Genomic DNA, 22839 nt, shown 5'->3' with positions numbered 1-22839 from the left:
GAAGGCGGACAGATCGACGATGGCCAACGGCGCATCGAGGTGCGCAGTGGCCCGGTCGTAGCGGGCCCGGTCGGAGGCCGTCCCGGCAGCGGGTCCGGCAGCGCGGAGGTTGACCATGCGCGCAGCGTGCCACACCGCCCCTACCGCGGGGTAGGGGTCGGCAGCCCATTGGGACACACGCCCGGCCGGCCGGAAGCGGTGCCGTTCCGTGCGGCGGGCTGTCCGCGCAGGCTCCCGCCGGGTTGGCCGGGTTGGCCGGGTTGGCCGGGTTGGCCGGGTTGGCCGGGTTGGCCGGGTTGGCCGGGCGGCGCGGCTGAGCAGCGCGGTCGTAAGGTGGCATAGGCTCGACCGGTGGACCGCAAGAACATCCCGAACCCCGGATTCGCCGACGACGACGGCACCGCCGACCCCCGCCTCAGCGCCGCACTGGCCGCGTGGGCCGAGGACCGGGCCGCCGAGCCCGACGTGCTCGAAGCCCTGACGCCCAGTCGGCTGATGGTCCCGATCGTCGCCCTGCTCGGCGAGGTGGAGACCGATGAGAGCGAAGCGCGAAGGGGGTCCCCCCGGCCGAAGGCTGGGAGAGGGCTCAAGCACGAGAAGACCAGCGACATGGCGGTGCCGGTGATCGAGGCCGCCGACGGCCGCCGCGCCCTGCCGGCCTTCACCTCGCTGGAGACCATGGCCCGGTGGCGGCCCGACGCCCGCCCGGCCCCGGTCGCCGCCCCGCAGGCCGCGATGGTCGCCTACTCCGAGCGTGCCGACACCCTGCTGATCGACCCGGCGGGCCCGGTCAGTTACCCGCTGAGCGGTGCCCGGCTGCGGGCCGTCGCGGAGAACCGTCCGTACCTGCCGCCCGTGCAGGACCCGGAGGTCCGGCGGGCGGTCCGGGCCCTGCTCGCCGCCGAACCCGCGGTCCTGCGCGCCGAGCTGCGCCCCTCGGCTTCCGCCGGGACCGACGCGGTGCTGGCGCTCGCGCTCGAACCGGACGCACAGGTGGCGGAGCTGGCGCAGCGGTTGGCCGCGGCCCTGGCCGGTGACGCCCTGCTCCGGGTCAGGCTCGGCCAGGGGCTCGACCTGGCACTGCTCCCGGCGACCAGCGCGCCCACCGGCCAGCCCCTGTACGAGCGCGAGGTCTCGTAGCGGCACTTGGGGGCGCAGGGCTGAACCGACCGTAATGACTTGACTGCGCTGGTCGACTGAGCGGCCCGGGCGGACACCTGCCCGCTGGGCACCCCGCGCCCCTGAGGCGCGGCCCGGCGCCGCCCGGCCGCCCGCCCGTCAGCTGTAGACGGGACCGGTGAACTTCTCGCCCGGGCCGGTGCCGGGAGCGTCCGGGACCATGGAGGCCTCGCGGAACGCGAGCTGCAGGGAGCGGAGCCCGTCGCGCAGCGGGGCGGCGTGGAAGTTGCTGATCTCGGGAGCCCCGGCGGTGACCAGGCCGGCCAGCGCGGTGATCAGCTTGCGGGCCTCGTCCAGGTCCTTGTCCTTCTCGCCGCCCTCGGCGAGGCCGCACTTGACGGCGGCCGCGCTCATCAGGTGCACCGCGACGGTGGTGATCACCTCGACGGCCGGGACCTCGGCGATGTCGCGGGTGAGGTCGTCGAAGCCGAGGGCCTCGTCGTTCGGGTTGCTGTCGGTGCTCACTGGGTGCTCACTTCGTCCGGTCTGAAGAGGTACACAGGGAGCGTACAAGGGGCCGCCGGAGCGCTGACCAGCAGAATGGACTCAGGTCAGGAATACGTACCGGGGTCGAAACGCTGGTATGCTTCGAGACTGACCGGCCAGGAACCCGCAAGGATTCCCGGCCAGCAAGAGGAGGCTCCACCTCAGGAGGCCCGAGAGGGCAACCGCGAAAGTCTCCCACCTGTCCGGCCTCGCGGTCGGAGGGTCCGGTCCGCGACACCGGCCGCAAGGTCCGGAAGTCGCCAGCTGCGTCCGTTCCAGACGGATGCCGCCCCCGGTTGTGTGGAGCCCCGCTTGTGTACCGAGCGGGGCTTTTTTCGTGCCGCGGTGCTTGCATCGCGAAGCAGCGCAGCACGAATGAAGCCCCGCCCAGTGGTCGAGTCCACTACGTGCGACCGCCGTCCGACGGCCGCATCGCAGAAGGTGCAACCGAGGAGGCCCCATCAGCACCGAGCCCCGCATCAACGACCGGATTCGCGTCCCCGAGGTGCGACTCGTCGGTCCCAGCGGCGAGCAGGTCGGCATCGTGCCGCTTGCCAAGGCGCTGGAGCTTGCGCAGGAGTACGACCTTGACCTTGTCGAGGTCGCGGCGACCGCCCGGCCGCCGGTGTGCAAGCTCATGGACTACGGCAAGTTCAAGTACGAGTCGGCCATGAAGGCCCGTGAGGCGCGCAAGAACCAGGCGCACACGGTCATCAAGGAGATGAAGCTCCGGCCGAAGATCGACCCGCACGACTATGACACCAAGAAGGGTCACGTCGTCCGGTTCCTCAAGCAGGGCGACAAGGTCAAGATCACGATCATGTTCCGCGGTCGTGAGCAGTCCCGCCCCGAGCTGGGCTTCCGACTGCTGCAGCGGCTCGCGAACGACGTCCAGGACCTGGGATTCGTCGAGTCCTCGGCCAAGCAGGACGGCCGTAACATGATCATGGTTCTTGGCCCGCACAAGAAGAAGACCGAGGCGATGGCCGAGGCCCGCGCCGCAGCGGACGCCCGCAAGGCCGAGCGTCAGGGCCGGAACGTCGGTCCGAACGACGCCGACGAGGCGGATGACGACGCTGCGCTCGAGGCCGAGAACGCCGCTGCCGAGGCGGAGGCCGCGCAGGCCGACGCCGAGGATGCCGAGGTCGAGCAGCCGGCCGAGGCCGCTCAGGACGCCTGAGCCCCAGGGCTCACGGCGGTCCGGGCGGACCGGCCACCGAGGTGCCGGGGCAGCCTGCCCTGCGTACCAGTGATCCATCCAGTTCGCCGCCCGCGCTCTCCGGAGCGCGGGCGGCGGGCGGACCGACGAGGAGATACGGCGACATGCCGAAGCAAAAGACCCACAGCGGCGCCAGCAAGCGCTTCAAGATCACCGGCTCCGGCAAGGTGCTGCGCGAGCGTGCCGGCCGTCGCCACCTGCTCGAGCACAAGCCCTCGACGCTGACCCGCAAGCTGGCCGGCACGGTCGAGCTGGCCCCGGCCGACGCCAAGAAGATCAAGAAGCTTCTGGGCAAGTGATCGCCCTCCCGCCTGGGCCGCAGCCGCGGACCGGTGGGCCAGCTGATCCTTCCCGACCCATTCGATTGACGGACCACGTGAAGTAGTCCGTGGTCCAACCCAAGGAGTAATCAAGTGGCACGCGTCAAGCGGGCAGTCAACGCCCACAAGAAGCGCCGGGTCATCCTGGAGCGCGCCAGCGGCTACCGCGGCCAGCGCTCGCGCCTGTACCGCAAGGCCAAGGAGCAGGTCACCCACTCGCTGGTCTACAACTTCAACGACCGTAAGAAGCGCAAGGGCGACTTCCGTCAGCTGTGGATCCAGCGCATCAACGCTGCGGCCCGTGCCAACGGCATGACCTACAACCGCTTCGTCCAGGGTCTGAAGGCTGCCGGCGTCGAGATCGACCGCAAGATGCTGGCCGAGCTGGCCGTCAACGACCAGGTCGCGTTCGTCGCGCTGGTCGAGGTCGCCCGGAAGGCGCTGCCGGAGGACGTCAACGCCCCCAAGGTCGCCGCCTGATCCAGGCCGGAGCTTCGGCACCGTAGCTGATCCGCTCAGACCCGCAGGCTTGCCTGCGGGTCTGAGTGCTTCCCAGGGTCATACCCGCAGAGCCGCCCACAGAGAACGAGAGCATGCAGAGCACCGACACCCCCCTGCTCACCTCCCTGCGCTCCCCGCGCGTCGTCGCCGCCCGCAAGCTGGCCCGGCGCAACCAGCGCAGCAAGGACCGCCGCTTCCTCGCCGAGGGCCCGCAGGCGGTCCGGGAGGCGGTCGCGTACGGGCACCTGCCGGGCTCGGACGAGCACGCCGTGGTCGAGATCTACCTGACCCAGGAGGCCGCCGAGCGGCACGCCGACATCGTCGGTGCCGCCGAGGCGGCCGGTCTGCCGGTGCTCACCGCCACCGACGAGGTGATCGCCGAGATCTGCGACACCGTGACCCCGCAGGGCATCGTCGCACTCTGCCGCTTCCTCGACACCCCGTTCGACGAGGTGCTGAAGGCCCGCCCGCAGCTGGTCGCCGTGCTGGCGCACGTGCGCGACCCCGGGAACGCGGGCACCGTGCTGCGGACCGCCGACGCGGCCGGGGCGGACGCGGTGATCCTCACCGACGCCTCGGTGGACCCGTACAACCCGAAGGCCGTCCGGGCCTCGGTGGGCAGCCTGTTCCACCTGCCGTTCGCGGTCGGCGTGCCGGTCGAGGAGGCGGTCGGACGGCTGCGCGAGGCGGGCGTACGGGTGCTGGCCGCCGACGGCGCGGGGGAGCGCGATCTCGACCAGGAGCTGGACGAGGGCACCCTGGGTGCGCCCGGCGCCTGGGTGTTCGGCAACGAGGCCTGGGGTCTGCCGGAGGAGACCCGCGCACTCGCCGACGAGGTGGTGCGCGTCCCCATTCACGGTCACGCCGAGAGCCTCAACCTCGCCACCGCCGCCGCCGTCTGCCTCTACGCCTCCGCTCGCGCCCAGCGCTCGCCCGGAGGGTGTCGCGCACAGGGGTAGGGACGCTAGGGTCGGGCCGTGGGGGAACGGACACGGTGGGTAGTGCCACCGACACCAGCGCACGGTGGACCGGGCGGCGGAGCACGGACCGGGCCCGCCGTGGCAGCCTTTGGCACCGGAGGCTCTGAGCGGGGAGGACGCCCATGGTCGGCAGCGGGTCCCAGGTGAACCCGGACGACCTGCCGGACGGCTTGGTGATCGCGGACGCCGCGGGCGAGGTGGTCTGCTTCAACCGTGCCGCCGCCCGGCTCACCGGGATCCGCACCGCCCTCGGCACCCCGCTGGAGCAGGCGCTCCCGCTGGAGGACCTGGACGGCCGCCGCTGGTGGCAGCTGACCGACCCGTACGGCGGGCTGGCCATCCGCACCGGCCAGCCCGAACGCAACCTGTTGCTGCCCGGCGGCCGCGAGGTGCTGGTCTCCGCCCGGTACGTGCGGGACCGGCCCTGCGGCCCGGTCCGGCAGGTGGTGGTCGCGCTGCGCGGCACCGAGGCGCGCCGCCGTACCGAACGCAGCCACGCCGAGCTGATCGCCACCGTCGCGCACGAGCTGCGCTCACCGCTCACCAGCGTCAAGGGCTTCACCGCCACGCTGCTGGCCAAGTGGGAGCGGTTCACCGACGGGCAGAAGCGGGTGATGCTGGAGACCGTCGACGCCGACGCGGACCGGGTCACCCGCCTGATCGCCGAACTCCTGGACATCTCCCGGATCGACGCCGGACGGCTGGAGGTCCGCAAGCAGGTGGTGGACCTGGCGGCGGCGGTCCGGCGGCACGTGGACGGCAAGGTCGCCGCCGGGATCCCGGCGGACCGCTTCGACATCAGGATCGCCGGGCCGCTCACCCAGCTCTGGGCCGACCCCGACAAGATCGACCAGGTGCTGGCCAACCTGCTGGAAAATGCGGTGCGGCACGGTGAGGGAACTGTCACGATCGAGGTGGCGCCCGCCAAGGAACTGGTCGAGGCGGCCGGCTGGGAGCGCCCCGGCACCCCGCCCAGGGCCCTGGAGGGCCGGGTCATAGAAGGGACCGCGGTCACCGTGAGCGACGAAGGCACCGGCATCCCCGAGGAGTCGATGCCGCGTGTCTTCACCCGCTTCTGGCGCGGCTCCAAGCGCGGTGGCACCGGCCTCGGGCTCTATATCGTCAAGGGCATCGTCGAGGCCCACGGCGGCACCATCAGGATCAGCCGCGCACCCGGCGGCGGCGCCCGGTTCCGATTTATCCTGCCCGCCGGGGTGCCCGACTTCATGCTGTGAGGCGGCTGAGCGACCAGCGCAGCACGCTCCACCGCCCTTCGAGGTCCTGGCCCGGCGGGCGCACCGCGCGGACGCCCGCCCAGGGTGTGTACGCGCTGCGACTACACTCGACCTTTGGCGTTGTGGGACGCCCTGCGCGGCCGCGCCGCGGACACCCTTCCTGACCGATACGGGAGCGGCTGCCCGTGCCCCGGCCACGCCGGGCGTAGCGCAAGGGCGAGACAGACCCCTTCACTTCACGAGCAGGAGCACGGGAAAGATAGCGATGTCGGCACCCAACAAGTCGTACGACCCGGTAGAGGTCGAGGCATTGAAGCCCGAGGTGGTGGAGCAGGCCCGGGACGCGGCGTTCGCCGCGTTCGCCGAGGCCGGCGACCTGGCGCAGCTCAAGGAGGCGAAGGTCGCGCACACCGGCGACCGGTCGCCGCTCTCGCTCGCCAACCGCGAGATCGGTGCGCTGCCCCCGCACGCCAAGGCCGCCGCAGGCAAGCTGATCGGCCAGGCCCGTGGCGCCGTCAACCAGGCCCTGGCCAGGCGCCAGGCCGAGCTGGAGGCGGAGCGCGACGCCCGCGTGCTGGTCGAGGAGGCGGTGGACGTCACGCTGCCGTACGGCCGCACCCCGCGGGGCGCCCGCCACCCGCTGACCACGCTCGCCGAGCGGATCGAGGACACCTTCGTGGCCATGGGCTACGAGGTCGCCGAGGGTCCCGAGGTCGAGGCCGAGTGGCTCAACTTCGACGCCCTCAACCTGGGCCCGGACCACCCGGCCCGTTCGATGCAGGACACCTTCTTCGTCCAGGCCCCGGACGGCTCCGCTGACTCCGGCGTGGTGCTGCGCACCCAGACCTCCCCGGTCCAGGCCCGCACCCTGCTCGACCGCGAGCCCCCCGTCTACGTGGTCTGCCCCGGCCGGGTCTACCGGACCGACGAGCTGGACGCCACCCACACCCCGGTCTTCCGCCAGGTCGAGGGCCTCGCGGTGGACGAGGGCATCACCTTCGCCGACCTCAAGGGCACCATCGAGCTGCTGGTCTCCAAGCTGATCGGCGACGGCCTCGAACTGCGCTGGCGCCCCTCGTACTTCCCGTTCACCGAGCCGAGCGCCGAGATCGACCTGCAGTGCTTCGTGTGCCGCGGCGAGAGCGTCGGCAACCCGGACAAGCCGTGCCGGACCTGCTCCTCCGAGGGCTGGATCGAGCTCGGCGGCTGCGGCGTGGTCAACCCGCGCGTGCTGGTCGCCTGCGGCGTCGACCCCAACCGCTACAGCGGATTCGCCTTCGGCCTGGGCCTGGAGCGAATCCTGATGAACCGCCACAACGTCGCCGACATGCGCGACATGGTCGAGGGTGACGTCCGCTTCACCCTCCCGTTCGGGATGGAGATCTGATGCGCGTCCCGCTTTCCTGGCTGCGCGAGTACGTCGACCTTCCGGCGGGTGAGAGCGGCCGCGACGTCGCGGCCCGCCTGGTCCGCGCCGGTCTGGAGGTCGAGACCGTCGAGCAGATCGGCGCCGACCTCAAGGGCCCGCTGGTGGTCGGCGAGGTGCTGTCGATCGAGGAGCTGCCCGGCTTCAAGAAGCCGATCCGGCACTGCTACGTCAACGTCGGCGACGCCAACGGCACCGGTGAGCCGCAGGAGATCGTCTGCGGTGCGACCAACTTCGCGGTCGGCGACAAGGTCGTGGTGGTCCTCCCGGGCGCCGTGCTGCCCGGCCCGTTCCCGATCGCCGCGCGGCAGACCTACGGCCACACCTCGGCCGGCATGATCTGCTCCGCCCGCGAGCTCGGCATGGGCGACGACCACAACGGCATCATCGTGCTGGAGTCGCACCACGAGCCCGGCACCGACGCCATCGAGCTGCTGGAGCTGGTGGACGAGGTCCTGGACATCGCCGTCACCCCGGACCGCGGCTACTGCCTGTCCATGCGCGGGGTGGCCCGCGAGGCCGCCGCCGCGTACGGGCTGCCGCTGGCCGACCCGGCGCTGCTGGACGTCCCGCCGGCCAACTCCTACGGCTACCTGGTGAAGGTCGCCGACCCGGCCGGCTGCGACCGCTTCGTCGCCCGCACCGTCACCGGTATCGAACCGAACGCGCAGTCGCCGATCTGGCTCCAGCGCCGACTCCAGAAGTCGGGCATCCGCCCGATCTCGCTGACCGTCGACATCACCAACTACGTGATGCTGGAGGTCGGCCAGCCGCTGCACGCCTACGACCGCGAGCGGGTCGACGGCCCGATCCTGGTCCGCCGGGCGGAGGAGGGCGAGACCCTCACCACGCTGGACGGCGTCGAGCGCAAGCTCTCCGCCGAGGACCTGCTGATCTGCGACAACTCCGGGCCGATCGGCCTGGCCGGGGTCATGGGCGGCGCCTCCACCGAGATCCTCGACCCGGCCGCAGGCCCGGGCACCACCGAGGTCGTCATCGAGGCCGCGCACTTCGACCCGGTCACCATCGCCCGCAGCGCCAAGCGGCACAAGCTGCCCTCCGAGGCGTCCAAGCGCTTCGAGCGCGGCGTCGACCCGGAGGCCGCCCGCGCCGCCGCCCAGCGCGCGGTCGACCTGCTGGTCCTGATCGCCGGCGGCACCGCCGAGGCCGGGGTCACCGACATCGCCGCGCCGCACCCGCTGCGCACCATCGCGATCGCCGCCGAGCTGCCGGACCGGGTCGCGGGCACTGAGTACGGCCGCGAGACCGTCACCCGGCGCCTGCAGGAGATCGGCTGCACCGTGGTCGGCGCGGACGTCCTGGAGGTCACCCCGCCGAGCTGGCGCCCCGACCTCACCGACCCGTACGACCTCGCGGAGGAGGTCATCCGCCTGGAGGGCTACGACAACGTGCCCGCCCGGATGCCCACCGTCCCGCCGGGCCGCGGGCTGACCGAGGCCCAGCGCTTCCACCGCCGTACCGGCGTGGCGCTGGCCGGCGCCGGCTACGTCGAGGTGAACAACTACCCGTTCGTCGGCCAGGCCGCTCTCGACGCCCTCGGGTTCGAGCCGGACGACGAGCGCCGCCGTACGGTCACGCTGGTCAACCCGCTCAACGACGAGGAGCCGTCGCTGCGGACCTCGCTGCTGCCCGGTCTGCTGGGCGCGCTGCGCCGCAACGTCGGCCGGGGCAACACCGACCTGGCGCTGTTCGAGCTGGGCACGGTCTTCCTGCCCAGGGCGGAGCCGAAGGTCGCGCCGCGCCTGCCGGTCGACCGCCGTCCGACCGACGAGGAGCTCGCCGCCCTCGACGCCGCGCTGCCCGACCAGCCGCGCCGCGTGGCGGTGGCGCTCGCCGGCGAGCGGCTGCCGTCCGGCTGGTGGGGCAAGGGCGGTGCCGCCTCCTGGGCGGACGCCGTCGAGGCCGCCCGCACGGTCGCGGCCGCGGCCAACGCCGAGCTGACGGTCCGGCAGGCCCAGCGGGCCCCCTGGCACCCGGGCCGCTGCGCCGAACTGGCCGTCGGCGACCGGGTGGTGGGCTACGCGGGTGAGCTGCACCCGCGCGTCATCAAGGCGCTGAACCTGCCCGAGCGCACCAGCGTGATGGAGCTCGACCTGGACCTGCTGTTCGCCGACGGCGGGCGGCGGGTGAGCGGTCCGGCCGTGTCCTCGTACCCGGTGGCCACCCAGGACGTCGCCCTGATCGTGGACGCCGCCGTCCCGGCCGCCGAGGTGGAGGCCGCGCTGCGCCAGGGGGCGGGCGAACTGCTGGAGTCCATCCGGCTGTTCGACGTCTTCACCGGCGAGCAGGCGGGCGAGGGCAAGAAGTCGCTGGCGTACTCGCTGCGCTTCCGCGCCGCCGACCGGACGCTGACGGCCGACGAGGCCTCGGCAGCGCGCGAGTCGGCCGTGGCGGCCGCCTCGGCCCGTACGGGCGCGGTACTGCGCGGCGCTTGATGCGCAGGCACAGCGCCTGATGCGCCGATGCGGCGCCTGATCGGGTGTCGTCACGCCGAAGGGCCCCCGGAGCTTTCCGCTCCGGGGGCCCTTCGGCGTTCTCCGGCGCGGTGGCGCCAGAGCGGGTGCGGCGGGGTGCGAAGTGGCCCGACGGAGCCGGTGTGACCTGCGAACTCGCCATCTCCCAGGGGGTGTTGAGCCGGGGTGTCGACCGGTGCGGGCCAGCGGACGCGTTCGGATTCGATATGTCGTGCCCCTTGCGGTGAGCGCGTCAATCGGCGTAGAAATCCGTTAGGAAAGTTTCCTAATCCTCTCCTCGGGTACCCCTGTGCCCGGCGACAGAAGACGGAGTGTCATATGCACTCGCAGCACCGGGTCGGCCGTATCGCTCTCGCAGTCGCGCTTGCCGTGATCCCCGCATCGCTCGCCACCGCCGGGGTCGGGCACGCCGCGACTCCCGCCGCCGCGACGGTGAAGGCCGGGGTCGGCCTCGAAGACGCGCACAAGAAGGACATCGCCATGCAGCTGGTGTCCAGCGCCGAGAACTCCTCGCTGGACTGGAAGGCGCAGTACAAGTACATCGAGGACATCGGTGACGGCCGCGGCTACACCGCGGGGATCATCGGCTTCTGTTCGGGGACCGGTGACATGCTCGACCTGGTCCAGCACTACACCGACCTGAAGCCGGGCAACATCCTCGCCAAGTACCTGCCCGCGCTGAAGAAGGTCAACGGCTCGGACTCGCACTCCGGCCTCGGCACCGCGTTCACCAAGGACTGGGCCACCGCCGCCAAGGACACCGTCTTCCAGCAGGCGCAGAACGACGAGCGCGACCGCGTCTACTTCGACCCGGCCGTCAAGCAGGCCAAGGCGGACGGACTGCGCGCGCTCGGGCAGTTCATCTACTACGACGCCATGGTGATGCACGGTCCCGGCAACGACTCGGACAGCTTCGGCGGTATCCGCGCCGCCGCCATGAAGAAGGCCAGGACGCCGGCCCAGGGCGGCGACGAGGCCACCTACCTCAACGCCTACCTGGATGCCCGCAAGGTCGTCATGAAGAAGGAGGAGGCGCACAGCGACACCAGCCGGGTCGACACCGAGCAGCGGGTCTTCCTCAACGCCAAGAACTTCGACCTGAACCCGCCGCTGAAGTGGAAGGTCTACGGCGACCCGTACAGCATCAACAGCTGATCCGGGCCGGGCAAAGCGGTATCCAAGTCGGGTGGGATGATGACAATTCATCATCCCACCCGATGTGCTTCCCGGTTGGGAGAAATAATCAGCAGGCAAGACCATTGATGACTGTCATACTGTCCTCCTTTGTGCCCCTCCGATCCGGGGGGAATGAGCGGATCCGCTCACCTGTCCGTCCATGGGAGTTCACCACCGTGTTGTGCTCGAACTGCAGCACCGCGCCTGCCCTGCCGCACGGCCGCTGCCAGCCCTGCGCCGCCGGCTACCCGCCCGCGCCGGGGAACCGGCCGCAGCCGCCGTCCACCGCCGGGCTCAAGTCCCCGCGCGGGATCGGTATCGCGGCCTCGGTACTGCTGGGCGGCTGCGGTTTCGCCGCGCTGCTCGCGCTGCTCGCGGCGTTCAGCCTCTACCGGCAGGCGGACACCGACCGGCGCGACCTGGCCGAGGCGGCCGTGGTCATGACCGGCGGCCTGCAGCTGCTCATGATGGCGGCCACCGCAGTGGTGTTCATCATCTGGTTCTACCGGGTCAGGGTGAACGCCGAGATCTTCGACCCGGCCGGTCACCGCCGCGGCCGCGGCTGGAGCATCGGCGCCTGGTTCACGCCCGTGGTACTCCTCTGGTTCCCCCGCCAGATCGCCGGTGACACCTGGCAGGCGAGCGCCCCGGCCGACCGACAGGGCACCCGGGCGCTCATCTCGCAGGCTCCGGTCAGCCTCTGGTGGTCGGCCTGGATCGCAAGCGCGGCGGTGGGCCGGATCTCCGACCGGCTGTACGGCCGGGCGCTGACCCCGGGCGACTTCCGGGGCGCGGCCGGGATGATGGCGGCGGAAGCCGTTCTCGACCTCACCGCGGCGGTGCTGGCGATCCTCTTCGTCCGCAAGCTGACCGCCCTGCAGGAGGCCCGGATCACGGAGCGCTCCGCCTGGTACCACGGGGCGCCGCCTGCCGTCGGCAGCGCCCCGCAGCCGGGCCTGCCGGTCTAGAGCCGACCGGAGGTCGGGGGCCCCGCCTTCACCCCCATGTACCGGTCGGTCCAGCCCGACCGGCTCAGTACGCGGTGCCGTTCGCGAAGTCGTTCGCGAAGGTGCTCTCGACACTGCTGAGCACGGCCTGGTCGTCGATGATCAGGCCGAGCTCGCGGTTGTTGTTGAGCGAGTTGTCGGAGAAGTTCTCCGAACCGGCGAAGACCTTGGCGGTGGCGGTGCCGTAGTCCGCGACGATGGCCTTGGCGTGGATGTACAGGCCGGTGGTGGAGGAGTAGGTGACCACCGAGCCGCCGGCCGAGGTCACCTGGTCGAAGTTGCCGCCGTAGCTGCTCGGGTCCATGCCGACCACCCGGACGGTCACCCCGCGCTGTTCGGCCGCCACGATCGCGTTCACCAGGTCGGTGTCGCCGAACTCCAACTCCTGGACGTCCAGGGACTGCTGGGCGCCGTTGATCAGGTCGAGCAGCCGGCTCTCCGAGTCGGTCGGGGACCACACCAGGTGGTCGCCGTCGGCCGGGGTGACCGAGGTCTTGGCGTAGTCCGCGGCGAAGACCCGCTCGATCGCCGCGACATCGGCCGAGTCGTCGTCGAAGACCCCGTAGTCGCGGCTGGAGGAGTAGTACGTGGAGTCCAGGTTCCCGGTCAGGATCAGGGACTTGGCGCCGTCCACCGTGATCGTCTTCTGGTGCGTGTAGACGTACGCGGAGGAGGAGTACGTCACGCCGACACCAGCGGCCTTGAGGGCCTTGTAGGCCGAGCCGTTCACCGAGGTGTGCTTGGCGTCCAGGATCACCCGGACCTTCACCCCGGCCTTCTCGCGTTCCACCAGGGCGTTCACCGCGCTGGTGTCGCGCAGCTCGTACATGGTCACGTCGACCGAGCTGGTGGCCGAGTCGATGAAGCTGTAGACCGCGCTGTGGTCCTGGTCCGGGAAGGTGAGCAGCGCGTACGTCCCGCTCGCCGCGGATGCCTGGCCGGCACCCGTGAGCAGGGACATCGCGGACAGCAGCGCGGTACCGGCGAGAGCGCAGGACCGACGGGCGAGACCGAATCTGGACATGCTGAACTCCGGCTCCGGGAAAGGGGGATGGACCCCTGACGGTGGGGGCGTTGGGCCTTCTTGACGGTGCTCAGCCATGGTGGGGCCGTCGGAGTTTACGCGGGTAGATGCGGGAGGTTAATTTCTGACGGCGCGTAGGATCGGGGCCTTTGGGGAGCTCTTTAGCCGGGGCCGTCCGCCCGCCGCTCGACCCATCGGTCCGCCAAATCCGCGACGGCCGCCCGGGAGGATTCCCGAACGGCCGTCAGTGTGCCTGTGCTGCAGGTCAGTTGCGCAGCAGCAGAATGATCGCCGCGGTCACCAGGCCGAGCACCACGGCGGCGGCGCCGTACGCCAGCCGGTGCGAGCGCAGGACCGGCAGGAACCGGTCGACGGCTATCCGGCCGGGGCCGGTCAGGGCGAGTGCGGCGGCGCCGGCGGTCAGCAGCAGCTCGTACTCCACGCCCTTGGGGGCGAAGAATCCGCCGCCCCAGGTGACGGCGAGCGCGTTGACCATCGTGCCGACGACCGCCGCGCCCGCGAGCGGGGTGAGCAGGCCGACGGCCAGGCCGAGCCCGCCGCAGACCTCGGTGAGACCGGCGACCACGGCCATCGCCTTGCCGGCCGGGTAGCCGCTCATGGTGAAGAAGGCGCCGGTGCCGTCGATGCCGCCGCCACCGAACCAGCCGAACAGCTTCTGGCTGCCGTGGGCCGCCATGGTCAGGCCCAGGGCGAGCCGGAGCAGCAGCAGTCCGACGTCGTGCGCGTGCGGGGAGGTCGGCGACCGCCAGTCGGTCTCCCGGTCGGTGCGGGCGGCGGAAGCGGGGGCAGTCGGGTTCGGCATGCGTGTCTCCAGCGCTCGGGGGAATGATTCAAATTTGAACCAAGGGGAGGTTCGACCGTACCTGATGATTCAAATTGGAACAAATTCCGCACGTTGCCGCCGGAGAACTGCCGATCCGTCAGATCAACCTCGGTGGAAGGCCCTTGTCCGGTGCCTACACCGCTCCGGAGGCGAAAACACCACCGCCCGGACCGGAGAACCGGGCCGGGCGGCGGGAGGGGACTGCGGGGTCGGGAGGTCAGGCGCTCGCGGTGTAGTCGTAGAAGCCACGGCCGGACTTGCGGCCGAGCAGGCCCGCGTCGACCATCCGGGAGAGCAGCGGGGGAGCGGCGTACAGCGGCTCCTTGTACTCGTCGTACATCGACTCGGCGATGGAGACGATGGTGTCCAGGCCGATCAGGTCGCACAGGCGCAGCGGGCCCATCGGGTGGGCGCAGCCGGCCTCCATGCCCTTGTCGATGTCGGAGGCGGTGGCCACGCCCGACTCGAACATCCGGACCGCCGAGAGCAGGTACGGGACCAGCAGCGCGTTGACCACGAAGCCGGCCCGGTCGCGGGCCCGGATCGGCTCCTTGCCGAGGACCTGCACGGCGAAGGCCTCGATCCGCGCGGTGGTCTCGGCCGAGGTGGTGAGGGTGGGGATGACCTCGACCAGCTTCTGCACCGGCGCCGGGTTGAAGAAGTGCAGCCCGATGACCTGCTCCGGGCGCGAGGTCGCGGCGGCGAGCTTGACGATCGGGATCGAGGAGGTGTTGGAGGCCAGAATGGCGTCCCGGCGCTCGACGACCTGGTCCAGGGTCTGGAAGATCTGGATCTTGATGTCCTCGCGTTCGGCGACCGCCTCGACCACCAGGTCGCGGTCGGCGAAGTCGGCGAGGTCGGTGGTGAAGGAGAGCCGGGCGAGGGCCTCGTCGCGCTGCTCCTCGGTCAGCTTGCCGCGCCGGAGGGCGGTCTCCAGGGAGTTGGTCAGCCGGGTGCGGCCCAGTTCGAGGGCCTCGCCAGTGGCCTCGGAGACCAGGACCTCCAGGCCCGAGCGGGCGAAGACCTCAGCGATGCCCGACCCCATGAGGCCGCAGCCGATCACTCCGACGCGCGCGATGTCACTCACTCAGTTGCCCTTCATGGTGATGCTGGGGGTGACCCAGCGAGGTGCTGTGTTCAGCGGGCGGCGCACCCGGCCTGGTGGGCCGGGCACATCGCCTCGACGACGGTACTACTTGTGCTAACGCTCGTTCGCGTCCGGGCGTCCTCCGACGGGGCTGGGCCGATCGGATGAGATGCGCCACGTTCGCCCCAGCGGTGCGGTCGGCCGCCCGGCGGGGCTGGGCCGATCGGATGAGATGCGCCACGTTCGCCCCAGCGGTGCGGTCGGCCGCCCGGCGGGGCCGCCGCCCTCCCGCCAGAATCCAGGGGTCGAACCAACCGAAGCTGGAGCGGGGAGCAGGGATGCCGACAGGATCGCTCACAGGACAGGTCGCCCTGGTCACCGGGGCGGGGCGCGGTATCGGCCGGGAGATCGCGATCGGCCTGGCCGCCGAGGGCATGGCCGTCGGCTTGATCGGCCGCACCCACCAGACCCTGATCGACACCCTCAAGGAGTGCGTGCGCCACGGCGCGCGCGGCATCGCGGTGACCGCCGACGTGTGCCACCCGGGCGCCGTCCGCGAAGCCGTCCGGGCGGTGGAGCGGGACCTCGGCCCGGTCGACTTCCTGGTCAACAACGCCGGCCAGGTCGACCGCACCGAGGCGCCGCTGTGGGAGGTGGACGCGAACCAGTGGTGGCAGGTGGTGGAGACCAACCTGCGCGGCCCGTTCAACCTGATGCGCTGCGTGCTCCCCGCCATGGTCGAACGGCGCCGCGGCCGGGTGCTCAACCTCAACTCCGGCTTCGCACTGCGCCCGGACGGCCACTACACCGCGTACGCCACCTCCAAGGGCGCGCTGCTCCAGCTCTCCGACAACATCGCCGACTCGCTGGCCGCCCACCAGATCGTGGTGCTCGACATCAGCCCCGGCGCCGTGGCCACCGACATGACCGCCGGGATGCCGATGTTCGCGGACACGACGGAGTGGGAGAGCATCCCGTACATGGTCGCCGTCGCGGTGGACGCCGCCCGGGGGCGCTTCGACGGACTGCACGGCCGGTTCCTCCACGCGGGCCGGGACGACCTGGAGGAACTTCTCTCCCGGGCCGAGGCGATCCGCGAGGCGGACGCCCGTACGCTGCGGCTGCGCCCGTACGGCCCCGACGACCCGATGGCCTGACACCGGGTCAGCCGTTCCGCCCGGTGAGCCGGATCCGCCCGGCCTCCACCCGCAGCTCCGCGAGCAGCTGGTCGGCACTGCCCGCCGTGGTGGTCCTGAGCATCGCGACGCCGATCTGCCGGGCCAGCGCCGGGCCGTCGACCGGGCGGACGGCGAGGTCCTCCCGGGGGCTGCCCAGGCCCAGCCGGGGCACCAGCGCCACCCCGATCCCGGCGGCGACGAAGCCCTGCAGGACGCCGTAGTCGTCGGTGCGCATGACGTGCACCGGCTCGAAGCCCTCCTGTGCGCAGGCCCAGACCAGCAGGCGGTCGCACGGGTCCCAGTCGGTGGTGCCCATGATCCAGCCGTCCTCGCGCAGCGCGGCGAGCGGCACCCGGTCCAGCCCGGCCTGGGGGTGGTCGGCGGGCAGCACCAGCAGCAGCGGATCCTCCAGCAGCGGATGGACGACGAAGTCCTCCTCCAGATCGAGCCGGTCGCCCGGCTGGGAGAACACCAGAGCCAGGTGCAGCTCCCGGGAGCGCAGGCCGGCCAGCAGGGTCGGCAGCTCGCCCTCCCGCAGGGTGACGTGCACCCCGCGCTGGTGCAGGCGCCGGACCGCCGGCGGGAGCAGCAGCGCGCCGGCGGTGGGAAAGGTGCCGACCCGCAGGGTCGCGCTGCCGCGCCGCACCAGCCCGCGCACCTCCCGCTGCGCCAGGCTGACGCGCTCCAGCACCGCCTCGGCGTGCGGCAGCAGCGCCTCGCCGACCTCGGTGAGGGTGGTCCCGCGCGGTCCCCGGTGGAACAGCGGTGCGCCGAAGTGCGACTCCAGTGTGGCGAGGTGGTAGGTGACGGTCGGCTGGGTGTAGCGCAGCGCCCGCGCGGCGGCGGCGAGCGAACCCTCGCGCGCGACGGCGCGCAGGACCTGGAAGTGACGCAGTTCGAGCACCTGGGCTCCCGGCTCCACCTGGAGAGAAACCACCTATAGAGAATCTCTGGAGCCACCCATGGAAACAGAGTATTCCTCTGGCCGTCGCCGACTGCGACGCTGCTGCCTGTGACCGACCGAACCCCCGTGACCACCCGGGACGCCGCCCACCGCGCGGCGCACCACACCGCCCCCTACGCCGAGGCCGTCAGCGCCTGCGCCCGCCAGGACTGGCTCCGGCTGAACGTACCCGGGCACGCCGCCGACCCGGTCCGCTCCGACGCCCTCGCCCGGCTCGTCGGCGAGGCGCCGCTGCGCCTGGACGTACCGCCGCTGCTGGAGGGCATCGACCTGGGTGCGGGCAATCCGATGGACCAGGCGCTCGGCCTGGCCGCGCACGCCTGGGGCGCACGCCGGACCTGGTTCCTCACCAACGGCGCCTCCCAGGGCAACCGCATCGCGGCGCTGGTCGCCCGGGCACTCGGCGAGACCCTGATCGTCCAGCGCAGCATCCACTCCAGCGTGGTCGACGGCCTGGTCCTCTCCGGGCAGCGCGCGGCCTTCGTCCTGCCGTCGGTCGACGCCGCCCTCGGCATCGCGCACGGCGTCACCGCCGCCGATCTCGCCGAGACGATCGCCGCGCACCCGGACGCGGCCGCCGCCTACGTGGTGACGCCCAGCTACTTCGGCGCGGTCGCCGACGTACGCGCCCTCGCCGAGGTCGCCCACGCCGCCGGTATCCCGCTCATCGTCGACGAGGCCTGGGGGTCGCACTTCGGCTTCCATCCCGAACTGCCCGCGAACGCGCTCGCCCAGGGCGCCGACCTCGTGGTCTCCAGTACCCACAAGCTCGGCGGCAGCCTCACCCAGTCGGCCATGCTGCACCTCGGTGAAGGGCCCTTCGGCGACACCCTGGAGCCCCTGGTCCAGCGCGTCTTCCACCTGACCCAGTCGACCAGCGCCAGCGCACTGCTCCTGGCCTCGCTCGACGTGGCCCGCCGGACCCTGGTGAACGGCCGGGACCGGATCGCCGCCGCCCTGGACGCGGCGGACAAGATACGCTCCGCCGTCCGTGCCGTCGGCCGGTTCGCCCTGGTCGGCGACGGCTTCGACCGCTTCCCCGACATCGTCGCCGCCGATCCGCTGCGGGTGCCGATCGACACCAGGGCCGGTGGCATCTCGGGCCACGAGGCCCGGCGCAGGCTGATGCACGAGCACCGGATCCTGGTCGAGGTCGCCACCGACTCGGCGGTCGTCGCCGTGATCGGCGCGGGCGCCCAGCCGGACACCGACCGTTTCGTCGAGGCCCTGCACGCCCTGCCGGTGCCCCTCGGCGAGCAGGCCCCGCCGAGCCGGCTGCGGCTGCCCGAGCCCGGCCCGGTCGAACTGACCACCCGTCAGGCCTTCCTCGCCCCCTGCCTGGTCCTCCCGGCGTACCGGGCCGTCGGACGGATCTCCGCCGACACCCTCGCCGCCTACCCGCCGGGAATCCCCAACCTGCTGCCCGGCGAGGTCGTCACCGCCGAACTCGTCGACTTCTTCCACCGGACGGCGGCCGCACCGGGCGGCCACGTCCGAGGCGCGGCGGACCCGGCCGTGACGACCCTGCGCGTCGTGGACGAGAGCGCCTGAACCGCGCCGACGGCAGCGGCCGATCGGGCCCCGGCCTACCCGAGCGCCGCCAGCTCCTCCGCCGACAGGCTGCCGGGCGGGCGGCCGGTGCGGGCGAACTCGTCGGCCAGCCGTTGCAGGGCCTCGTTGACCGGCGTCGGGACGCCGTGCAGCCGCCCGAGCAGCACCACCTCGCCGTTCAGGTAGTCCGTCTCGATGCTCCCGCTGCCCCGGATCAGGCTCTGGGCCGACGACCCGCCGACCCGCCCCTCGCCCGCCACCGGTTGCAGCTCGACCCGATCGCCCCGGTCGGCCGTCTGCTCCTCCACGGTCGCGTACGGGATCCCGGCGGCCTCCAGCACCGCCTCGTACTCCTGCCGGGCCCGCCGGTAGAGCGCCGTCCGCTCCTCCCCGGTGACCGGTCCGGCGACGGCCTCCAGCGCGTTGCCCACGTTGCCGAGGAGCTTGCCGTACTTCCAGCGCATCACGTCCTCGCTGACGGGGGCGGCGAAGACCGACTTCTCCAGGTCGGCCGCGATCCGCCGGGCGTTGTCGTCGCTGCCGCAGGGGTAGCGCCCGAGGCGCAGGACGCCGCTCAGCGGTGCGCCGGAGGCGGACACCCGGCCCGGCTCCAGGTGACTGGTGGGCATCCAGACGTACATCCCGTAGACGTGGCGGAAGCGGCGCAGGGCGATCCGCTCGTTCTCCACGCCGTTCTGGGCGCAGACCACGGGCAGCAGCTCGGCGGCCGTGCGGCCGCCCGCCGGATCACCCTCGTCGGTGGCGACCGGGCGGGGGGCCCACTCGGCCAGTACCCCTTCGGTGTGCTGGGTCTTCACCGCCAGGACCAGGACGTCGTCGGGCCGCAGCCCGATCTCGCCCGGACTCGTGACCGTCGGGATGGGCAGTGCCCGTACGCCCTCCGGGGTGGCGAACCGCAGCCCGCCGGTCCGCAGCGCGGCGGCGTGCGCTCCGCGCGCGACCAGCACCACCTCGAACCCGTTCTCGTACAGCCGTCCGCCGATCGTGCCGCCGATGGCGCCGGCGCCGATGATGATGTAGCGCATGGCCAGCAGCCAAGCACAGCAGCCAAGTTGAGGACAGGTGTTACGCGCAGAGCTGACTGGTGGTCACGGCGCTCAGGCCGGCCTCGGCCAGGCCCGTCAGGATGGCCGGCAGGGCCTCGACGGTGCCCCGGTGCCCCATGTGCAGGGCGATCACCGAGCCGCCGATGGCCGCCTTGAGCACCCGGCGCTGCACCACCTCGGCGCCCGGGTCGGTGTAGTCGCGTGGGTCGACGTCGTAGGAGAGGCAGTGCTCGTAGCCGACCAGCCGGGCCTGGGCGCGGACCATCGGGGTGGCGTACTGGGCGGAAGAGGGCCGGAACCAGCGGCCGATCGAGCCGGTGAGCCGCCGCAGCCGGTCGGCGCACTGCTGCACTTCGGCGCGGGCCTGGGCGGCCGGCATCCGGGAGATGTCCAGGTGGTTCTGGGTGTGGTTGCCGAGCTCGTGGCCGCCGTCCAGGATCCGGCGGGCCAGCTGCGGCTGCTGGTCCAGCCAGACGCCCACGGCCAGGATGGTGAGCCGGGCGCCGTGCTGTTCGGCAGCGGCGAGCAGGGCGAGCGCGAGCGCCGGGTCGCCCTGGCCGTGGAAGGTGAGCGCCACCTGCGGCCGGTCGCGCGGACCGTTGACCACCTCGATGGGGGTGGTGGGGGAGAGCGGCGGCAGACTCGGCGCGACGGTCGGACTCGGGGTGGCCGCAGCCGGGCTGTCGGCAGGGGTGGCCGGTGCGCTCGGCCAGGGGGCGGCGGTGCCGGTGGACTGCTCCGGCCCCGGGTCGGTCCGCACCGGTGTGTCACCGCTGTCGCCGCAGGCGGTGGTGACCCCGGCGGCGGCGCCGAGGGCGGCCAGCCGGGCCGTGGAACGCAGCACGGTGCGGCGGTCGACAGTCATCAGGAGCCAGCCTAAGCAGCGCTGAAAGCCCGTGCGATTCGGGCGCGCAGGGCAACCGGGTGGACTTCCTTCGGTCCGGGCAACCGCCCGGGCGGACCTTCGGAACCGGGACCTGTGAGGGCCGGTTGGCTTCGAATGCGGCCCTGCGGCCCTGCGGCCCTGCGGCCCTGCGGCCCTGTGACACGGTCGGAGGGCGAAGGCAGCACCGTGTCCGCCGGTCGGCGTGTGATCCGGTCTCCTTTTCTGACCGCGCGAGCGAGGAGGTGATTCGGGGTGAGTCCCGAAGGAAGTCGTTGCACGCGGCGCGCGACCAGCTGATCGTCCTGATCACCGACTGACGGTCCCGCACCGTCGCCACCGGTCGTCCAGCGCTGCACGCGTGCGGCCGGACACCTCCACCTCCTCCGCCGAGCTCTCCACCACGGCCTTCGCAAGCCGCCGGGACGCTGCTCGGGTACTGCCTGCTCACCCAGGTGGTGAAGACCTGGCGCATCCGGCGCTTCGACAGCTGGCTCTGACGCTCGGTCGACCGGCGGGCGCCCGTCAACGGTCGGACGCCCGCCAGTGGTCGGACGCCCGTCAATGGTCTGGCGCCCGACGACCGGCGGCCGAGTCAGGACTCCGCGGCCACGACGGCCCGGGCGAAGGCGTCCGGATTGTCGAGCATCAGGTTGTGGCCGCTGTCGGGAACGGCGACGAGCGAGACCCCGGCCTCGGCGAGCTCGGCCGCGCCCGGCAGCGGGCCGTCGGCGGCCGGGTACAGGAAGGTGCGGGGAATCCCCAGGCCGAGCAGCTGCTCGCGCATCAGCTGCTCGCTGCCCCGGCACAGGTGCACGGCGCTGCGGTGCAGCGCCTCGCGGCCCGCCAGCCGCATGGTGGACCACCAGTGCGGGCCGGCCACCCGCTCGGTCTCCGCCCAGCCGGAGGCCAGGAACTCCTCCTCGGAGTACCAGGCGATCCGGCCGCTGCCCGTCCAGTGGGGGCCGGGCGTGACCGCGTCCAGGTTGGCGTCAAGCAGGACCAGGCTGCGCACCAGGTGCGGGTGGCGGGCGGACAGGACGATCGCCACCGACCCGCCCATGCTGTGCGCGATCAGCTGCGCCCGGCCGACCCCGGCCGCCTCGATCGCCCGGGCCAGGGCGTCGGCGTGCGACTCCAGGGTGTAGTCGAAGTCGGTCGGCCGGTCGCTGACACCGAAGCCCAGCAGGTCGACCAGCAGCGAGCGACGGCCGGCCAGCAGCGGGTGCAGCGCGGCCTCGGTGAAGTACGGGAGCGAGCTCGCGCCCAGCCCGTGGACGTACACCCGGGCCGGCTCGGCGCCGGGCAGTTCGACCCAGCGGATCAGGTCGCCGCCGGGGGTGACAGGAGCACTACGCATGCGTGGCCGTCGCCTCCTTCCAGGCCAGGTGGACCGCGAACACCCGCTGCCAGAGCGCCTCGCGCTCGGCGGGGCCGTACTCGGGCAGGGCCAGGCCGAACCGGTCGGCCAGGGTGGCGTACCACTCGGACGGGTCGGTTATCTCGTGGCGGTGCCGCCCGGCGGCGTCCACCCGGACCAGCATGCAGCCGCGCAGCGCGTCCATGCCGTCGGCGTCCCGGCGGATCGCGCAGGCCACCCGGGCGAACGGGGACTCGGGCGACGTCGAGAGCCAGACGTGCTTGGCCTCGAAGTCGGCCTGCCGGGCGGGCGCGGAGAGGAAGTCCATCCCGAGGAACGAGCCCTGCGGGTCGTGCTCGAGGCGCCAGTCGCCGACCTCGGCCTCCGAGGCTGTCAGCCGGTAGGTGAACGGCCCCTGCCGGTACTCCCCCTCGCGCAGCGGCAGCGGCTCGTACAGGCCGTCGCCGAGGCCGACGTCCACCAGCCAGCGCCGGCCCTCGCAGTCCACCGTGAGTACCAGGTGATCCCCGTCGGCCCCGGCCTCGGCCGTGGGGGACTGGTCCTGCACGCCGCCGACATGCCACTCCACCTGGAATCCGAGCGCCGCCAGCAGCGTGCCGAAGGCGCCGTTGAGATGGAAGCAGTACCCGCCCCGGCCCCGGAGGATCCGGGCCGCCGAATCGGCCGGGTCGATCGTCGTCGGACGGTCGAGCTGGATGTCCAGCGTCTCGTACGGCACCCGCTCGACATGGGCCCGGTGCAGGGCGAAGAGCGCCGCCACCGACGGAGCGGCGGGTTCAGGCAGGCCGAGCCGCCCCAGATACTGTTCGATCACCGTACGGTTCAGCATGCGGACA

Annotated in this window: 20 protein-coding genes and 1 pseudogene; 12 read left to right on the top strand and 9 right to left on the bottom strand. The window is 72.3% G+C overall.

Annotated features, from left to right (window positions below):
• Window positions 1-351: 351 nt before the first annotated feature.
• Complete coding sequence (locus tag UK12_RS11730; RefSeq protein ID WP_045302614.1) at window positions 352-1140, top strand: SseB family protein; 789 nt, start codon at window positions 352-354, stop codon at window positions 1138-1140.
• A 138-nt stretch (window positions 1141-1278) separates the two neighbouring features.
• Here UK12_RS11730 and UK12_RS11725 read toward each other — a convergent pair whose 3' ends face one another.
• A complete protein-coding gene (locus UK12_RS11725; RefSeq protein ID WP_045302612.1) occupies window positions 1279-1644 on the bottom strand; it encodes a DUF1844 domain-containing protein in 366 nt (121 codons plus the stop codon).
• Between the two features lie 481 nt (window positions 1645-2125).
• Here UK12_RS11725 and infC point away from each other — a divergent pair.
• The 9 genes and pseudogenes from infC to UK12_RS11680 form a co-directional block, all read left to right on the top strand.
• Window positions 2126-2677, top strand: a pseudogene (gene infC / locus UK12_RS11720) (translation initiation factor IF-3); the annotation flags it as partial.
• A gap of 311 nt (window positions 2678-2988) precedes the next feature.
• Entirely contained in the window at window positions 2989-3183 is a 195-nt protein-coding gene (gene rpmI, locus UK12_RS11715) for a 50S ribosomal protein L35 (protein ID WP_045302606.1), read from the top strand.
• A 114-nt stretch (window positions 3184-3297) separates the two neighbouring features.
• On the top strand, window positions 3298-3684 hold the full coding sequence (gene rplT / locus UK12_RS11710) for a 50S ribosomal protein L20 (RefSeq protein ID WP_045302604.1): 387 nt from the start codon (window positions 3298-3300) through the stop codon (window positions 3682-3684).
• Between the two features lie 113 nt (window positions 3685-3797).
• A complete protein-coding gene (locus tag UK12_RS11705) occupies window positions 3798-4664 on the top strand; it encodes a TrmH family RNA methyltransferase (RefSeq protein ID WP_045302602.1) in 867 nt (288 codons plus the stop codon).
• Window positions 4665-4807: 143 nt separating this feature from the next.
• On the top strand, window positions 4808-5920 hold the full coding sequence (locus tag UK12_RS11700; RefSeq protein WP_045302599.1) for a sensor histidine kinase: 1113 nt from the start codon (window positions 4808-4810) through the stop codon (window positions 5918-5920).
• Between the two features lie 265 nt (window positions 5921-6185).
• Entirely contained in the window at window positions 6186-7307 is a 1122-nt protein-coding gene (gene pheS / locus UK12_RS11695) for a phenylalanine--tRNA ligase subunit alpha (RefSeq protein WP_045302597.1), read from the top strand.
• Entirely contained in the window at window positions 7307-9802 is a 2496-nt protein-coding gene (pheT, locus tag UK12_RS11690; protein WP_045302595.1) for a phenylalanine--tRNA ligase subunit beta, read from the top strand. The genes pheS and pheT overlap by 1 nt, the downstream gene beginning before the upstream one ends.
• 357 nt (window positions 9803-10159) lie before the next feature.
• Window positions 10160-10996 carry a chitosanase gene (locus tag UK12_RS11685; protein ID WP_045302593.1) on the top strand — a complete coding sequence of 279 codons (837 nt, stop codon included), beginning with the start codon at window positions 10160-10162 and terminating at the stop codon, window positions 10994-10996.
• A 197-nt stretch (window positions 10997-11193) separates the two neighbouring features.
• The gene (locus tag UK12_RS11680; RefSeq protein WP_197084763.1) at window positions 11194-11985 is read left to right on the top strand and encodes a DUF4328 domain-containing protein; all 792 of its coding nucleotides are present in this window, start codon (window positions 11194-11196) and stop codon (window positions 11983-11985) included.
• A 64-nt stretch (window positions 11986-12049) separates the two neighbouring features.
• Here the strand turns inward: UK12_RS11680 and UK12_RS11675 are convergent, their stop codons facing one another.
• The 3 genes from UK12_RS11675 to UK12_RS11665 form a co-directional block, all read right to left on the bottom strand.
• The gene (locus UK12_RS11675; protein WP_045302591.1) at window positions 12050-13048 is read right to left on the bottom strand and encodes a phospholipase D-like domain-containing protein; all 999 of its coding nucleotides are present in this window, start codon (window positions 13046-13048) and stop codon (window positions 12050-12052) included.
• Window positions 13049-13313: 265 nt separating this feature from the next.
• Window positions 13314-13871, bottom strand: a complete 558-nt coding sequence (locus UK12_RS11670) for a DoxX family protein (RefSeq protein ID WP_045302590.1) — start codon at window positions 13869-13871, stop codon at window positions 13314-13316.
• Between the two features lie 238 nt (window positions 13872-14109).
• Window positions 14110-14979, bottom strand: coding sequence for a 3-hydroxybutyryl-CoA dehydrogenase (locus UK12_RS11665; RefSeq protein WP_045302589.1), 870 nt, complete (start codon window positions 14977-14979; stop codon window positions 14110-14112).
• Between the two features lie 338 nt (window positions 14980-15317).
• Between UK12_RS11665 and UK12_RS11660 the strand changes: the two genes are divergently transcribed.
• Window positions 15318-16136 (top strand): SDR family NAD(P)-dependent oxidoreductase, encoded by an 819-nt coding sequence (locus tag UK12_RS11660; protein ID WP_045302587.1) that lies wholly within the window; start codon window positions 15318-15320, stop codon window positions 16134-16136.
• Between the two features lie 7 nt (window positions 16137-16143).
• Here the strand turns inward: UK12_RS11660 and UK12_RS11655 are convergent, their stop codons facing one another.
• Window positions 16144-17094 carry a LysR substrate-binding domain-containing protein gene (locus UK12_RS11655; protein ID WP_197084762.1) on the bottom strand — a complete coding sequence of 317 codons (951 nt, stop codon included), beginning with the start codon at window positions 17092-17094 and terminating at the stop codon, window positions 16144-16146.
• A gap of 75 nt (window positions 17095-17169) precedes the next feature.
• Here UK12_RS11655 and UK12_RS11650 point away from each other — a divergent pair, with 75 nt between their 5' ends.
• Window positions 17170-18672, top strand: a complete 1503-nt coding sequence (locus UK12_RS11650) for an aminotransferase class I/II-fold pyridoxal phosphate-dependent enzyme (protein ID WP_045302581.1) — start codon at window positions 17170-17172, stop codon at window positions 18670-18672.
• Window positions 18673-18707: 35 nt separating this feature from the next.
• Here UK12_RS11650 and UK12_RS11645 read toward each other — a convergent pair whose 3' ends face one another.
• From UK12_RS11645 to UK12_RS11630, 4 genes are all read right to left on the bottom strand, one after another.
• On the bottom strand, window positions 18708-19718 hold the full coding sequence (locus UK12_RS11645) for a ketopantoate reductase family protein (protein WP_045302579.1): 1011 nt from the start codon (window positions 19716-19718) through the stop codon (window positions 18708-18710).
• 40 nt (window positions 19719-19758) lie between these two features.
• The gene (locus tag UK12_RS11640; RefSeq protein WP_082119517.1) at window positions 19759-20604 is read right to left on the bottom strand and encodes a polysaccharide deacetylase family protein; all 846 of its coding nucleotides are present in this window, start codon (window positions 20602-20604) and stop codon (window positions 19759-19761) included.
• A gap of 613 nt (window positions 20605-21217) precedes the next feature.
• A complete protein-coding gene (locus UK12_RS11635) occupies window positions 21218-21982 on the bottom strand; it encodes an alpha/beta fold hydrolase (protein ID WP_045302578.1) in 765 nt (254 codons plus the stop codon).
• Window positions 21975-22832, bottom strand: coding sequence for an arylamine N-acetyltransferase family protein (locus UK12_RS11630; protein WP_045302576.1), 858 nt, complete (start codon window positions 22830-22832; stop codon window positions 21975-21977). The genes UK12_RS11635 and UK12_RS11630 overlap by 8 nt, the downstream gene beginning before the upstream one ends.
• Window positions 22833-22839 lie beyond the last annotated feature (7 nt).

This window comes from Saccharothrix sp. ST-888 (assembly GCF_000955975.1).
Lineage (GTDB): Bacteria > Actinomycetota > Actinomycetes > Streptomycetales > Streptomycetaceae > Kitasatospora.
This window is presented reverse-complemented; position numbering and strand designations above follow the sequence as displayed.